Source organism: Microbispora sitophila, assembly GCF_014892245.1.
GTDB classification, from domain to species: Bacteria; Actinomycetota; Actinomycetes; order Streptosporangiales; family Streptosporangiaceae; genus Microbispora; species Microbispora siamensis.
Window position 1 is genome coordinate 108,433 of record NZ_JADBGC010000026.1, and the last position, 13,558, is coordinate 121,990.

Here is a 13,558-nt window from a genome sequence, read left to right on the forward strand (position 1 = left end):
GGTTGAGCCTGCACAAGCTAGACGCGGGTCAGCGGCCTGTCAACGGCGGCTGGACCAGCTCCAGCGTGATGTCGTCGGGGTCGAGGAAGTAGCAGGCGTAGCCGCCCGCGTTGATCCCCGCCGTGATGGCGTTGGGCGGCGAGACGAACCGTACCCCGGCCGCCGACAGCCGCGCGTGCTCGGCGAGCGCGTCCTCGACCGTGAGCGCGAGGTGCGCCGCGCCGGGCAGGTGCCTGGCCGGGTCGCGCGCCTCCCCTCTCGGCCGTACGTACTCCACCAGCTCCAGGTCGTGGGTGGACACGCCCCGGGGCTGGCCCGGCACGGCGAGCTGGGCGATGCGCAGCACCGCGTCGGGGTAGCCCACGAGCCTGCGGGTGTAGTCGTTGTCCTGGTCCTGCCGGTGCACGAGGGCGAACCCGAGCAGGTCGCGGTAGAAGGCGACGGACCTGTCGAGGTCGGCGACCGTGAACGAGAAGTGCCACACGCCTCTCATCGCAGCGACTCCTGTCTCTCCGGCTCCACGCCGGACTCCTCGGGCGGTTGCGGTGCGGCTCCCGAGTCGCGCACCCTGCGGACCTGCCGCTGGCGGCCGGCGATCGTGTAGATGGCCGCGGCGACGATGACGACCGTGCCGACGATCACGCCCTGGTAGTTGGCGCCCAGGTTGAGCACGTTGAAGCCGTTGTCGAGCGTGAACAGGATGAGCGCGCCGACGACGGACTTCAGCACGCTGCCGAACCCGCCGAACAGCGAGGTGCCCCCGAGGATGGCCGCGGCGAGCACGGTCAGCTCGGTGCCCTGCAGGCCCGTGGGGTTGATGGCCAGCAGCTTCGCGGCGAACAGCACGCCGACGAAGCCCGAGCCGAGCCCGTTCAGGACGAACGCGCCGATCCGGTAGCGATTGACGTTGATGCCGGACAGCCGGGCCGCCTCCGCGTTGCTGCCCACGGCGTACAGGCGGCGGCCGATCACCGTGTAACGCAGCACGGCCCAGGTGACGCCGGCGATGACGATCAGGTAGTAGGTGGGCTTGCTGAGCCGCAGCTCGAAGCCGAGCACGGGGTCGAGCACGGCCACGACCAGCCCGGCCGCCGCGATCACCGCGCCCTTGAGCGGACCGCCTCCGGAGCGGCGGGCGAGCAGCGCCACGACGGCGCCGATGACCAGCGCCGCCACCCCGAGGATCACCAGGATGTGCGGCACCGTCCAGTAGCCCGACTGCAGCGCGATCAGCGCCCGCTGCGACTCCGGGTCCTTCACCGTGATCGTGCGGCCGTCGGTCAGGATCAGCACCAGGCCGCGTACGGCCGTCATCGTGCCCAGCGTCACGATGAACGCGTTGATGCCGACCAGTTGCACGATCAGGCCGTTCACCGCGCCGCAGACGAGCCCGGCGGCCAGCGCGACGGCCATCGCCAGCGGCAGGCCGAGCGAGCCGACCAGGCTGAGCGCCATCGCCGCGCCGAAGGCGGACACCGACGCGATGGACAGGTCGAAGTTGCCGCTGATCAGCACCACGGTGGTGAACACCGCGAGGATCGCGACCAGCGACGACTGGTCCAGGATGTTGATGACGTTGGTCGGCGACAGGTAGCTCGGCCGCCCCATCTGGCTCGACAGCAGCGTCAGCACGGCCACGATCAGCACGAGGGCGTAGACGACGCCCGCGTTGCCGGGGCGCAGCGCGGCGGCGGCACGGGCGCCGAACGTCTTCCCGCGCGCCGCGCCTCCCACGGTGCCTCCCGCGCTCTCAGGCGGCATCGTGCGCACCTCCGAATCCGTTGGCCAGCATCAGCAACTCCTCCTCGGATGTCTCGTGCGCCGGTCGCTCCGCGACGATCCGGCCCTCGCGCACGACGAGCACGCGCGTCGCCACCGCGAGGATCTCCTCGAACTCGCTGCTCACCACGAGCACGGCGCCGCCCTCGGCGGCGAACCTGCGGACCAGGTCGAGGATGTCGGCCTTCGCCCCGACGTCGACTCCGGCCGTGGGCTCGTCGAGCATGAACACCCGGGCCCCGCCGTACAGCCACTTGCCGAACACGACCTTCTGCGCGTTGCCGCCGGACAGCTCGGTGACCAGCGCGTCGGGGCCGGGACAGACGATGCCGAGGTCGCGGATGGCCCGCTCGGCGCGCTCGGCCTCGGCCGCCTCCCGGGGCAGCGCCCGCGCCGACGACAGCGACGCGAGGTCGGGCAGGGAGATGTTCTTCCAGATGGGGAACGCGCCCACGATGCCCTGCGCGTTGCGGTCCTCGGGGACGAGGGCCATCCCGGCGGCGACCGCCGCCCGTGGGCCGCGCCGCACGGGACGGCCGTCCACCAGCACCTGGCCGCGGGCGCGGGAGTCCGCGCCGTACACCGCGTGCAGGATCTCCGACCGGCCGGAGCCGAGCAGGCCCGCGATGCCGACCACCTCGCCGCGGCGCACCTCGAACGACACGTCACGCACCCCGGCCGGCGAGCTGAGGTTCCGTACGGCGAGGGCCACCGGGGCGTCGGCGGCGACGGGGGCCGGGGCGCGGCGCTCGGCCGCGAGCAGGTCCCGCCCGACGATGGCCTGCACCAGCCGGTCCTCGTCGTAGGCGACGGTCGGGCCCTCCTCCACCACGGTGCCGTCCCGCAGCACGGTCACCCGATCGGTGAGCGACAGCACCTCGTCGAGGAAGTGCGACACGTAGAGGAAGGCGGTGCCCTGGGCCGACAGCCTGCGCACCACGTCGAACACCACCTGGCGCTCGCCCTCGGCCAGCGAGGCGGTCGGCTCGTCCATGACGACGAGGTTCGCGCCGATGGCGAGCGCCTGCAGGATGGCGACCATCTGCCGCTCGCCGATGGCCAGACCGGCCACCTCGGCGTCCGGGTCGATCGCGTAGTGCACCCGCTCGAGCAGCCGGTCGAACTCCCGGCGGCGGGCGCGCGGCAGCCGCCACGGCCCGGGGGCGCCGAGGAAGACGTTCTCCAGCACGGTCAGCGTGGGCGCGAGCGGGACGTGCTGCATGATCGTGGCGACGCCGGCCTTCCTGGCCGCGCCGGGGTCGCGCCAGACGACCTCCTCGCCCTTCCAGCGGACCGTGCCCGCCGTCGGCGCGTGCGCCCCGGCGATGATTTTGATCATCGTGGACTTGCCCGCGCCGTTGGCCCCGACCAGGCCGTGCACGCTGCCGGGGAGGACCGTGAGCCGCGCCCCCCGGAGGGCGACGGTGCCGTTGGGGAACGACTTGCCGACGCCCTCGAGGGACAGCAGCGGGGTGTCTACCATTGCGGCGTGCAGTCGGCGACGTTGTCCTTCGTGATGGCCGGGGTGTCGTACGTCACGAAGGCGGCGTCCTGCTTCTGCTCGCCGGTCAGGTGCTTGTACAGCGTGTCGAGGGCGAGCTTGCCGAGGTCCTCGGGCTTGAAGCAGACGGTGCCGGCGATGTCGCCGGAGGTGACGGCGTCGACGCCGAGCTTGCTGCCGCCGATGCCCACGATCTTCGCGGTGGAGTTGGCCGACTTCACGGCCTTGGCGCAGCCGACCGCCATGTCGTCGGACTCGGCGTAGAACAGCTTGACGTCGGGGTTGGAGGCGAGCATGTTCTGGCAGGCCGACTGGGCCTTGTCCTGCACCCAGTCGCCGGGCTGGCGGGCCACGACCTCGAACTTCGCGCCCTTCGCCTCGGCGGCCTTCGGGAAGTCCTGGTAACGCAGCACGACCTCGGCGAAGCCCGCCGCGCCCTCGACCACGGCCATCTTGCCGCCCTCGGGGAGGATCCGCGCGGCGATCTCGCCGGCCTTGCCCCCGGCGGCGGGCTCGTCCTGCGTGACGAGCGCGACCAGGCCGGGGTAGACGTCCTTGAGCTGACGGGTCTTCGGATCGCCGACCTGGGACGCGACGGCCACGGTCGGGATGTTCGACGCCTTGAGCTTGTCGGCGAGTCCCTGGGCGACGCCGGAGTCCACGGGCAGCAGGAGCACGCCGTCCGGCTGCTGCGCGATGAGGTCCTGCACGTCGTTGCTCTGCTTGTCGGCCTTGCCCTGGGCGTCCAGTTCGGTGATCTTCACGCCGAGCTTGGCGGCCTCGTCCTTGATGCCCTTGCCGATGGCGGAGGGGAACGGGAAGCTCAGGCCGAGGTTGGAGACGCCGATCGTGTATTCCTTCTTCTCCGAGGCGGCCTGGGTGGCGCCGTCGCCGCCGGAGCCGCCGCAGGCCGTCGCGCCGACCGCCAGGGCGGCCACGACGAAGAGTGCCTTCTTCATTGTTTCTCCTGCTCAGGGGAGGTCAATCGTTTGCTCAAATCAGCTAGTGACATTTCATGACGTGCTCGCTCAAGGGCGTCAGCCCTTCACGAGCGCTCGCACCTCCCCCGCGATGCGATCGGCGTCCGGCAGCAGCGCCTGCGCCAGGATCGGCGCGGCCGGCATCCGGACATCGGGCGCCCCCACCCGGATGGGCGGCGCCAAGAGCGGGACGCCCGCCCCGGCGACCCGCGCCACGACCTCGGCCCCGAACCCGCCGGTCACGTTGGCCTCGTGGACCACCGCGAGCCTGCCCGTACGGCCGGCGCTCGCGAGCACGGCCTCGGTGTCGAACGGGTTGAGCCAGGGCGTCTCCAGCACCTCCACCTCGATGCCGTCGGCGGCCAGCGTCTCGGCGGCGTCGAGCACCCGCGCGGTCATCGCGCCCCAGGTGACCACCGTGACGTCGGAGCCGTGACGGCGCACCCGCGCCCCGCCCATGGGCTGGACCGGGCCGCCGACCGTCACCTCCTCCTTGGCGCCGAAGTAAAGGGTCCTGTTCTCGATGACGAGGACCGGGTCGTCGCAGTGCACCGCGGTCACGAGCAGGTCGTAGGCGTCCTGCGGCGTGGACGGCATGCACACCCGCAGCCCGGGGACGTGCAGGAACAGCGCCTCGAGGCACTGCGAGTGCTGAGCGCACGCGCCGGGGGCGTTGCCCTGCTGGGTGCGGATCGTCATCGGCGCCGTCAACCGGCCGCCGGAGACGTAGCGGACGTTGGCCGCCTGGTTCACGATCTGGTCGAGCGCCACCAGCGAGAAGTCGGCCCACATGATCTCGACGATCGGGCGGCGGCCCATCATGGCCGCGCCCACAGCGCTGCCCAGGATGGCCGACTCGCTGATCGGCGTGTCGAAGGCCCGGTCGCCGAACTGCTTGCGCAGCCCGCGGGTGACGCCGAACACGCCTCCGGGGAGGCCGACGTCCTCGCCGTACACGAGGGTCTCGGGCAGCTCCGCCATGAGGCGGTGCAGCGCGGCGTTGACGGCCTCGCCGTAGGTGAGCTTGCGGGTTTCAGGCATAGAGGTGCTCCCTCGCGGTCGCGGGGTCGGCGAACGGCGCGGCCAGGGCCGCCGCGGCGGCGGTCTCGATCTCGGCTCTCGCACGGGTCTCGACCGCGTCGATCTCGGCGGCCGGCACCCCGTCGGCGAGCAGGCCCGCGCGCAGCCGGGCGATCGGCTCCCGCGCCTTGATCCGGTCCATCTCGCCCGGCTTGCGGTAGTTCTCCGCGTCGCCGATGTAGTGGCCGACGATGCGCTCGGTCATGCACTCCAGCAGCGTCGGGCCGCCGTTCTCCTTGGCGACCTCCAGCGCGTCGCGCACGTGGAAGCGGACGGCCTCCACGTCGTTGCCGTCGATGCGGTAGCCCGGCATGCCGTACGCCGCCGCGCGGTCGGCGAGCCTGCTCGTGCGGACCATGTCGGCGATCGGGGTCAGCTCGGAATAGCGATTGTTCTCGCAGACGAAGACCACGGGCAGGGAGAAGGCCGCGGCGAAGTTCATCGCCTCGTGCACGGCGCCCTGGTTCATCGCGCCGTCGCCGAACACGGTGACCGCGGCCCGGTTGGAGCCGTCGTAGCGGCCGGCCAGCGCCGCGCCGCAGGCGATCGGGGCGCCCGCGCCGACGATCGAGTTCTCCCCGTGGAAGCCGTACTCCGCGGCGGTGAAGTAGGCCGATCCTCCCCTGCCGCCGTTGACGCCGGTCTCCCGGCCGAGCAGCTCGGCGAACATCCGCTCGGCGGGGACGCCCCTGGCGAGGGCCCAGCCGTGTCCGCGGTAGGTCGCGAACAGCGCGTCCTCGGGCTCCAGCACGTCGCAGGCGCCGACCGGGATCGCCTCCTGCCCGATGCACAGGTGGACGGACCCGACGATCGGACCCGCGAGGCGCAGCTCCCGCACCTTTTCCTCGAAGGCGCGCACGCGCCACATCGCCAGCAGGTCCGCAAGCCGTCGCTCGCTCATTCGCCGGGCTCCTCGTTGTCGTGGTCCATGGTTGCCTCGCCGCACCATCCCGCGAGCGCGGCCACGCAGACCGCCTCGGCGTCGCCGACGTACGACTCGGGGGGCAGCGGCAGCGGGCCGAGCGTGGCCAGGTCGTCGGGACCCGCCACCTCGCGCAGCGTGTCGACCAGCGCGCCGCGCCGGGCCCGCGCCTCGTGCGCCGCCTGGTAGACGAGGTCGTGCGCCCGCTCCCGGCCGAGCGCCGGGGCCAGGCGCATCATGTACGCCTCCGCCATGATGAGCCCGCCCTCCGCGTCGAGGTTGGCACGCATGGCGTCGGGGAAAACGCGGAGCCCCTCGGCCACCTCGGCGGCCGTGGCGAGCGCGCCGGCGGCCAGCTCGGCCAGCAGCGGAACGGCGTACCACTCGATCTGCCACTCGCCCGCGGCCCGCTCGTGGCCGGCCTCCATCGCCCGGAACAGGGCCGAGCTGAGCGCCCCGGCCGTGGCCGACATGCCGATGACGGCCTCGCAGCCGATCGGGTTGGCCTTCTGCGGCATCGTCGACGAAGCGCCGCGGTGGTGCCCGCCCGCCTCGCGCACCTCGCCGACCTCGGTGCGGGACAGGTCCACCACCTCGCGGGCGAACCGGGCGGCGGTGGCCGCGACGCTCGCGCACGTGACGCCGAACTCGGCGATGCCGTCACGGGCCACGTGCCAGGGCACGTCGGCGGCCGCGAGGCCGAGCCGTACGGCCATGCCCTTCCTGACCTGGGCCGCCTGCTCGCCCATGGCGGCGGAGGTGCCTCCGGCGCCGAAGAGCGAGACGACGCGGACCCGGCGCCCGGCCGCCCTGACCCGCTCGCGCTGACGGGTGAGCTCCGCCAGCAGCACCGCGAGCTTCGCCCCGAACGTCGTGGGCACGGCCTGCTGGGCGTGGGTGCGGGCGGCGATCACGGTGCCCGCGTGCTCCTCGACCAGCCGGGCGAGAGTGTCCCCGAACGCGCCGAGCAGCGCGGCGAGCCGGTCCAGAGCCTCGCCCATCTGCAGAGCCACGCCGCTGTCCATGATGTCCTGGGTGGTCGCGCCGTAGTGGACGCGGCCGTTCGGCCCCTGGGGCAGCGCCGCGGCGATCATACGGACCAGCGGCAGGATCGGGTAGCCGACGTTCATCGCCTCCCGCCACAGGCGCTCGACGTCGACGTTGTCCAGCACGCAGGCGCCGGTGATGGCCTCGGCGTCGGCGGCAGTGATCACGCCCGCGTCGGCCTGCGCCTGCGCCAGGGCGGCCTCGACCCGCAGCCAGGCGAGCACGGTCCGCTCGGCCGAGAAGATCGTGGCCATCCCGGCGTCGCCGAACAGCTCCGGCAGGAGCTTGAAGGTCTGCATGGTCAGTCCATCTCCAGTCCGCCGTCGACGTTGAGCGCCTGGCCGGTGACGAACGAGGCGAGGTCGCTGGCCAGGAACAGCACCGCCGCGGCGATCTCCTCGGGCCGGCCGGGCCGCCGCAACGGCGATCGGTCGCTGACCTCCTGGAGATACCGGGCGCCGGCGTCGGGGCCGAAGTGCTCGTCGCGGTCGGCCATGATCTCGTCCCACATGCGGGTCAGGATGATCCCGGGGCAGACCGCGTTGACGCGCACCGGGGCGAGCGCGAGTGCCGCCGACTTCGTCAGCGACAGCAGGGCCGTCTTGGTGGCCGAGTAGTGCGCGGCGTTCGGCCGTCCCGACCGGGCGGCGACCGAGGCCAGGGTGACGATCGACCCGCTCCCCTGCTCCACCATGCGCCGCCCGGCCGCCTGGGTCAGCCAGAACGTGCCGTTCAGGTTGACGTCGACGATCCTGCGCCACTCGTCCGCCTCGACCTCGAGCAGCGGGGTCGTCCGCATGATGCCGGCGCAGTTCACCAGGACGTCGATGCGGTCGAGGCCGTCCACCAGCGCCCAGGCCTGGCCGGGGTCGGCGATGTCGGCCGCGCGTGCCTCCGCCCCGACGGCGGCCGCGGCCTCGGCCAGCCGCGGCCCCTCCAGGTCGGACAGCACCACGCTCGCACCGGCGTCGGCGAGGGTGCGGGCGCACGCGACGCCGAGCCCTCCCGCTCCCCCGGTCACGAGCGCCGTGCGCCCGCTCAGGTCGATAGTGACTGCCATCCCCGATGGTCTCCCTTGGTTGTGGATCCCGGTCGCGTCCCGGTGGCCGTGGGGCGGGAACGGGACGGGCCTCGTACGCCGCCCGTCCGCCACGCTCGTCAAACGATTGACCAGACGATAGCAGCGGCCTCACAAACCGGACAAGAGGTTGGTCAATCGTTTTTCTTACGTGATTAACGGGAGTGTCACGAATGAAAAGGCCCCCGTCGCACCCGCGGGATGGGCGGGCGCGACGGGGGCGGACAAGCAACCGGCCGGCTACACGATCGAGCCGGTCCAGAGCTTGGCGGCTTCGGAGTAGACCCCGTACACCTCGCCGTCGAAGTACGGGGAGACGCTGGTGTCGTAGCGGTTGTCGCCGTCGGTGTCGGAGACGCTGATCGTGACCCCGGCGAGGTAGCCGATGCGGGCGTCCCCGCTGTAGCGGTACAGCCACGAGGAGCCGAGGGAGCCTTCACCGGTGAACGGGGAGTCGACGCCCACGGGCTGGTCGGCGGGAAGGTCGAGGAGCCTCACGGCGAACGTCGATCCGGTGGACCGTTCGAGGGTCTGGCCCGTGTAGGGCCGGGTTCCGTCGGGGTTGGGTCCGGCCGGGTAGCCGAAGACGTCGACCGAGGAGGCCGTCGGCTGGTTGTAGGCGAGACCCTGCCCGCCGACGTTTTCGCCCAGTCGCCCGCTGTCGGTCAGCACGCCGGAGGACGACGAGACGACGCCGTTGTACACGTTCACGAAGGCGACGTCGCGGTCGTAGTCGCCGTACACGCCGAAGTCGTAGTGGGCGAAGGCCTGCTTTCCGACGTACAGGACCTCCGGGGTCTTGGCGCCCGAGTAGCCGGGCACGAAGACCCACTTGCCGAGCATGCTCCCGGTGCGCTCGATGTCGTACACGCAGTGACCGGCCGTGGCGACGACGTTGCGGTAAGGCGACTGCACGGCGGTGCCCGTGCACCAGTGCGGCTGACCGTCGGCGCCGACGAAGAACACCTTGCCCGAGGTCGTGGGCGTTTTCGTCTTCTTCGAGAGCACGTCCGGAGACGGCCCGACCAAGCCGGGCTTGCCGTCCGGGACGACGGCCGTGGACGAGCGTTCCGCGCCGACCACGGTCTGCACGGCGTACGGCGTGGCGCTCCGCAGGTTCGCTCCCCCGTCGGCCAGCCAGAACGCGGCGGCCTGCTGAGCGGTCGAGACGTCGGAGGCCAGAGGGGCCGTCACCACGCTCGCGGCCTGAGCCGGGGTGGAGACGACGGCGGAGCCCAGCAGACCCACGCCGATGCCCAACGCCGCCAGTGCACGTCTCATGGTCGATCTCCCATTCGGTCATGGGGACCGTCGATGGGCCCCCGTCAGAGAGGAACAGCGGCCGGCTGATCAACCCGGCCGACAGAACGGAAGATCATAACGTTCTCCTCGAATCCTGTGAAGAAAGTTTCAGATCTTGCCGTGGAATGTCGGCGATTTTCAGTCAGGCATTCCAGCCGAGTTCCGCGTGGAAGGCGTCGAGTGCCCGCGCGAGGTCCTCGCGGGCCAGCCGCGCCCCCGCGTACGGCCCGGCCGTGACCGGCTCGTCGTGGAACCGGGCGGGCAGCTCATCGGGCCCGCCGCCCTCGCGCAGCGCGTACGCGCGCATGAGGTCGAGCCGCGCGGCGCCCGCCGCGAGCAGGTCGTCCAGCGTGCACCCGGCCCCGGAGACGGCCGTGACCAGCGTCGTCAGGTGGTCGAGCGTCAGCGGCCTGGTCGGCGACGAGGCGAACAGGCAGATGTTCCACGCGTCGAGGGCGCTCCACAGGCGCAGCAGGCGCGCGGTGCGCCGCCCACGTTCGGCGTCGAGCAGGCCGACCGGCGCGGGCTCGGCGCCGATCCGCGCCGCCTCCGGCAGGCAGTAGGCGAGCGCGCCTCCGGGTTCGAAGTCCAGGTCGTGCTCCAGCGCGTCGTAGCGCGGCCCGCCCGGCGCGGCGGCGTAGCCGAGCCCGAGGCCCGGCTGCACCCGCGGGTCGAAACACGGCACCTCGGCGCCCTTCACGGTCATCGCGTACGGCTCGGCGTCGAGCTTGCCCGCGGCGCGGGCCGAGCCCTCGGCGAGCAGGTCGCCGAGCACGCCGCTCCTGGTCGCGACGTCGCGGGCGAGCGCCGTCACCGCCGCCGCGTCGCCGAAGGAAGGCCCTTCCGCAAGCAGGCCGCGGGCCGCGCACTCCATCGCGAAGGCGACCGTGCCGCCGAAGGAGACCTGGTCGAGGCCGAGGTCGTTGCACAGGGCGTTCAGCGCGAGCACGGCGCCGGTGTCGTCGACGCCGAGGTTCCAGCCCAGGGACGCGAACGCCTCCTGGCCGAGCCCTCCGGTCCTGCGCTCCGGCGCTCCGAGCGGCGCGTACGTCTTGAGGCAGTCGGTCGGGCAGCCGGGGCAGCACCCGCTCGTGGCCACGGCGCGTCCGTCGTAGTCGGCCGAGGAGGGAACGCGCAGCCCGCTGTCGCCGGCGTGGGAGAAGTTCCGCACGCTCAGGTAGCCGGGCGCGAGCGGTTCCCCCGTCCAGGCGCCGAACCCCGGATCGGCGTGCTGCCAGGCCGCGAGCGCGTTGCCGGGCATCGCGGCGCGGTAGAAGGCCGCGATCTCCGCCAGGGCGCGCGGGTCGGCCACGGCGGCCGGGGCGTCCCCCACGCAGACGATCGCCTTGAGGTTCTTGGCGCCGAGCACCGCGCCGAGGCCGTATCGGGCCGCGGAGTAGGCGTAGTCGGTCACCACGCTCGCGTAGCGGACCAGTCTCTCCCCCGCCGGCCCGATGGCGGCGACGTGCGCACCCTCGCCGTGCCGCGCGCGCAGCGCGTCCGTGGTGGCGGCGGTGCCGAGGCCACCCAGTTCCTCGGCCGGGTGGACGCTGATCCGGCCGTCCTCGACCAGCAGGTACGACAGCCGCTGCGCTCGGCCGGTGATCGCCAGCGCCTTGGCGCCCGCGCCGCGGATCCCGGCCGCGAACGGCCCGAGCGCGTGGGCCTCCCCCGCCACCCCGGTCAGCGGCGACTTGGCCAGGAACACCGCCTTCGCGAGCCCCGGCGCGGCCACCCCGCCGAGGATCCCGGCCGCGACGTACAGCAGGGCCCGGGGATCGTACGGGTCGAGCCCGGCGGGGGTGCGCTCGGTCAGCAGCCGCAGGCCGAGGATCGACCCGCCGAAATGGCCGATCTCGGCGGACCGGTCCTCCCGCTCGACGGACCCGTCGGTGAGATCGACGACGAAGGGCACGAGTGACACTCCTCACCAAGGGGGCGATTGTGGCGGATAACCTACTCGCCCTCGTCAAGGTCACCCCCCTCGACGCCGTGGGTCTCTCTTCGCAGGGACACGGGTTTCTGTCGGTGAGACCCGATAAATCTTGTTGGCATGGTTCGAACGACCCCGCCGCGCCCTGTTGACATCACGGCCGTCTTTCCCGAGATCGCTCCCCTTGCCCGGACGGCCACACGCCTTCATCCGCGCCCTGGAACGCCCGGCGTGCACGACAGCTCGATCGGCGGCCCCCTGCTCTGGCCCTCCGACGATCCCTGGCCCGTGTGCGGAGAGTCGCACGAGAACGGGGGCGACTTCACCCGCCTGGACGTCGCCCGGCGCCGCAGGCGCATTCTCTCGGCGGCCTGGGGGCGGACCCGCAAGGGCGAGCCGTTCGCCATCACGCCTGAGGAACGGACCGAACTCGACCGCCTCGACAAGGAGTACGCCGACCCTGACACCCCCGCCACCATGCTGGCCGTCGCCCAGCTCTACCTACGAGACGTGCCCGGCCTGGTGGGGCCGCCCGAAGCCGATGTTCTCCAGCTCCTGTGGTGTCCGCGCGACCATGGACCCCACTACTGTCCCTCGCTCACGCTGCGCTGGCGACGCTCGGCCGACGTGACCGACGTGCTCGTCGAACAGCCAGAGCCCGAGGTGATGGAGTACGACACCTATCTGCCCCTGCCCTGCGTTCTGCATCCCGAGCAGGTCGTCGAGTACCCCTACGAGGACTTCCTTCCCGGTGATCTGGAGGAACGGATCCGGACCTGGGAGGAGTCCAGCGGATACGACTACTTCTCCGAGCTGTCGATCGCCGACGGCTGGAAGGTGGGCGGTTACGCGGCCTGGAACCTCACCGACCCCTACCCGATGCTCTGTGATGACTGCGGCTCCGACATGGAGTTGCTTTTGAAGATCGACGGCGGAGAGTGGGACGGAACGGAGAGCTGGCGGCCTCTGGAGGACGCCGCGCCTGAGAGCGAGTTCCACGAGCACCCGAACCGATGGGAGCCTACGGGGATCACGATCGGCCGTGGGTATGCACTGTGGATTTTCACCTGCCCGGTCTCGTTCGACCACCCGCACGGCGTGAGCATGCAGTAGCCGGAACACGACCTTGATCAGACGGTCAGGCGGGTCTCACTCACTCTCTGGATGCGCTCGCGGGCGGGATTCAGCCACGCTGCCAAGCGTCAGGACTTCCAGGAGCGAAAGTCAGCTCGTTTTGGGAAGTGGCTCAAGCTGGACGCTGAGCCGCAGTTCCAGCGCTTCGGCGAGGCGTTCGAGCATGGGGATCGTGCCCCCTCCGCACGTTCGACCTCGGCGTGTGCGGGGGCCACACACCAAATCGTGACCGTTCTCCTACGCTACGTGGTCGCCGGGGATCAGGCCCCTGCCGTCGGGTACGGCGGCGGGGTCGGAGCCCACGTGCAGCGGCTTGTTGTCCTTGTCGACGAAGACGACGCGCGGCTTGAGCGCCTTGACCTCCTCCTCGGCGACCAGCGCGTACGCGATGATGATCACGAGGTCGCCGACCGAGATGAGGCGGGCGGCGGCGCCGTTGATGCCGATCACTCCGGAGCCCGCCGGGCCCTCGATGACGTACGTGGACAGGCGGTTGCCGTTGTCGATGTCGACGATGTCGACCTTCTCACCCTCGACGAGGTCGGCCTCGGCCATCAGGTCCGCGTCGATCGTCACCGAGCCGACGTAGTGCAGATCGGCCTGCGTGACGGTCGCGCGGTGGATCTTCGACTTCATCAGCGTGCGGAACATGATCTCCCACCGGGGTATGGACGGCCCTCCTCACGAGCGTCCTCGATGGTATGTCACGCCCCGAAATGCCCTGTCGTCAGCCTTGCACGACGGCGCGCATCGGCCCGGCGAGATGCGAATTCGCACGGGCCGATGCGCGTCGTGAACCGCC

Annotated in this window: 12 protein-coding genes; 1 reads left to right on the forward strand and 11 read right to left on the reverse strand. The window is 71.8% G+C overall.

The features are described 5' to 3' along the window. Nucleotides 1-28 precede the first annotated feature (28 nt). The 10 genes from IL992_RS36475 to IL992_RS48675 form a co-directional block, all read right to left on the reverse strand. Entirely contained in the window at nucleotides 29-493 is a 465-nt protein-coding gene (locus tag IL992_RS36475; RefSeq protein WP_193207865.1) for a VOC family protein, read from the reverse strand. Beyond that, a complete protein-coding gene (locus tag IL992_RS36480; RefSeq protein WP_193207866.1) occupies nucleotides 490-1,761 on the reverse strand; it encodes an ABC transporter permease in 1,272 nt (423 codons plus the stop codon). The genes IL992_RS36475 and IL992_RS36480 overlap by 4 nt, the downstream gene beginning before the upstream one ends. Beyond that, nucleotides 1,751-3,262, reverse strand: coding sequence for a sugar ABC transporter ATP-binding protein (locus tag IL992_RS36485; protein WP_193207867.1), 1,512 nt, complete (start codon nucleotides 3,260-3,262; stop codon nucleotides 1,751-1,753). Before IL992_RS36485 ends, IL992_RS36480 begins: the two co-directional genes overlap by 11 nt. After that, nucleotides 3,256-4,239 (reverse strand): sugar ABC transporter substrate-binding protein, encoded by a 984-nt coding sequence (locus tag IL992_RS36490; protein ID WP_193207868.1) that lies wholly within the window; start codon nucleotides 4,237-4,239, stop codon nucleotides 3,256-3,258. Before IL992_RS36490 ends, IL992_RS36485 begins: the two co-directional genes overlap by 7 nt. Nucleotides 4,240-4,317: 78 nt before the next feature. Next, entirely contained in the window at nucleotides 4,318-5,301 is a 984-nt protein-coding gene (locus tag IL992_RS36495) for an alpha-ketoacid dehydrogenase subunit beta (RefSeq protein ID WP_193207869.1), read from the reverse strand. Then, nucleotides 5,294-6,241, reverse strand: a complete 948-nt coding sequence (locus IL992_RS36500) for a thiamine pyrophosphate-dependent dehydrogenase E1 component subunit alpha (protein WP_193207870.1) — start codon at nucleotides 6,239-6,241, stop codon at nucleotides 5,294-5,296. Before IL992_RS36500 ends, IL992_RS36495 begins: the two co-directional genes overlap by 8 nt. Continuing rightward, nucleotides 6,238-7,608 (reverse strand): class-II fumarase/aspartase family protein, encoded by a 1,371-nt coding sequence (locus tag IL992_RS36505; protein WP_226874414.1) that lies wholly within the window; start codon nucleotides 7,606-7,608, stop codon nucleotides 6,238-6,240. Before IL992_RS36505 ends, IL992_RS36500 begins: the two co-directional genes overlap by 4 nt. Nucleotides 7,609-7,610: 2 nt before the next feature. Further along, a complete protein-coding gene (locus IL992_RS36510) occupies nucleotides 7,611-8,369 on the reverse strand; it encodes an SDR family NAD(P)-dependent oxidoreductase (protein WP_193207871.1) in 759 nt (252 codons plus the stop codon). Nucleotides 8,370-8,627: 258 nt separating this feature from the next. After that, nucleotides 8,628-9,668, reverse strand: coding sequence for a trypsin-like serine peptidase (locus IL992_RS36515; protein ID WP_193207872.1), 1,041 nt, complete (start codon nucleotides 9,666-9,668; stop codon nucleotides 8,628-8,630). A 163-nt stretch (nucleotides 9,669-9,831) separates the two neighbouring features. Further along, nucleotides 9,832-11,604: an aldehyde ferredoxin oxidoreductase C-terminal domain-containing protein gene (locus IL992_RS48675; RefSeq protein ID WP_193207873.1), complete on the reverse strand. Its 1,773-nt coding sequence runs from the start codon at nucleotides 11,602-11,604 to the stop codon at nucleotides 9,832-9,834. 249 nt (nucleotides 11,605-11,853) lie between these two features. Between IL992_RS48675 and IL992_RS36525 the strand changes: the two genes are divergently transcribed. Further along, nucleotides 11,854-12,735 carry a hypothetical protein gene (locus tag IL992_RS36525; RefSeq protein WP_319019056.1) on the forward strand — a complete coding sequence of 294 codons (882 nt, stop codon included), beginning with the start codon at nucleotides 11,854-11,856 and terminating at the stop codon, nucleotides 12,733-12,735. A gap of 258 nt (nucleotides 12,736-12,993) precedes the next feature. On the opposite strand, the gene panD is transcribed toward IL992_RS36525, so the two are convergent. Continuing rightward, a complete protein-coding gene (panD, locus tag IL992_RS36530) occupies nucleotides 12,994-13,407 on the reverse strand; it encodes an aspartate 1-decarboxylase (RefSeq protein ID WP_193207875.1) in 414 nt (137 codons plus the stop codon). Nucleotides 13,408-13,558: the final 151 nt, after the last annotated feature.

What these genes read in the sequence shown, in the direction of transcription:
- IL992_RS36475 (WP_193207865.1), bottom strand. Translation starts at nt 493, where the DNA reads ATGAGAGGCGTGTGGCACTTCTCGTTCACGGTCGCCGACCTCGACAGG.
- IL992_RS36480 (WP_193207866.1), bottom strand. Translation starts at nt 1,761, where the DNA reads ATGCCGCCTGAGAGCGCGGGAGGCACCGTGGGAGGCGCGGCGCGCGGG.
- IL992_RS36485 (WP_193207867.1), bottom strand. Translation starts at nt 3,262, where the DNA reads ATGGTAGACACCCCGCTGCTGTCCCTCGAGGGCGTCGGCAAGTCGTTC.
- IL992_RS36490 (WP_193207868.1), bottom strand. Translation starts at nt 4,239, where the DNA reads ATGAAGAAGGCACTCTTCGTCGTGGCCGCCCTGGCGGTCGGCGCGACG.
- IL992_RS36495 (WP_193207869.1), bottom strand. Translation starts at nt 5,301, where the DNA reads ATGCCTGAAACCCGCAAGCTCACCTACGGCGAGGCCGTCAACGCCGCG.
- IL992_RS36500 (WP_193207870.1), bottom strand. Translation starts at nt 6,241, where the DNA reads ATGAGCGAGCGACGGCTTGCGGACCTGCTGGCGATGTGGCGCGTGCGC.
- IL992_RS36505 (WP_226874414.1), bottom strand. Translation starts at nt 7,608, where the DNA reads ATGCAGACCTTCAAGCTCCTGCCGGAGCTGTTCGGCGACGCCGGGATG.
- IL992_RS36510 (WP_193207871.1), bottom strand. Translation starts at nt 8,369, where the DNA reads ATGGCAGTCACTATCGACCTGAGCGGGCGCACGGCGCTCGTGACCGGG.
- IL992_RS36515 (WP_193207872.1), bottom strand. Translation starts at nt 9,668, where the DNA reads ATGAGACGTGCACTGGCGGCGTTGGGCATCGGCGTGGGTCTGCTGGGC.
- panD (WP_193207875.1), bottom strand. Translation starts at nt 13,407, where the DNA reads ATGTTCCGCACGCTGATGAAGTCGAAGATCCACCGCGCGACCGTCACG.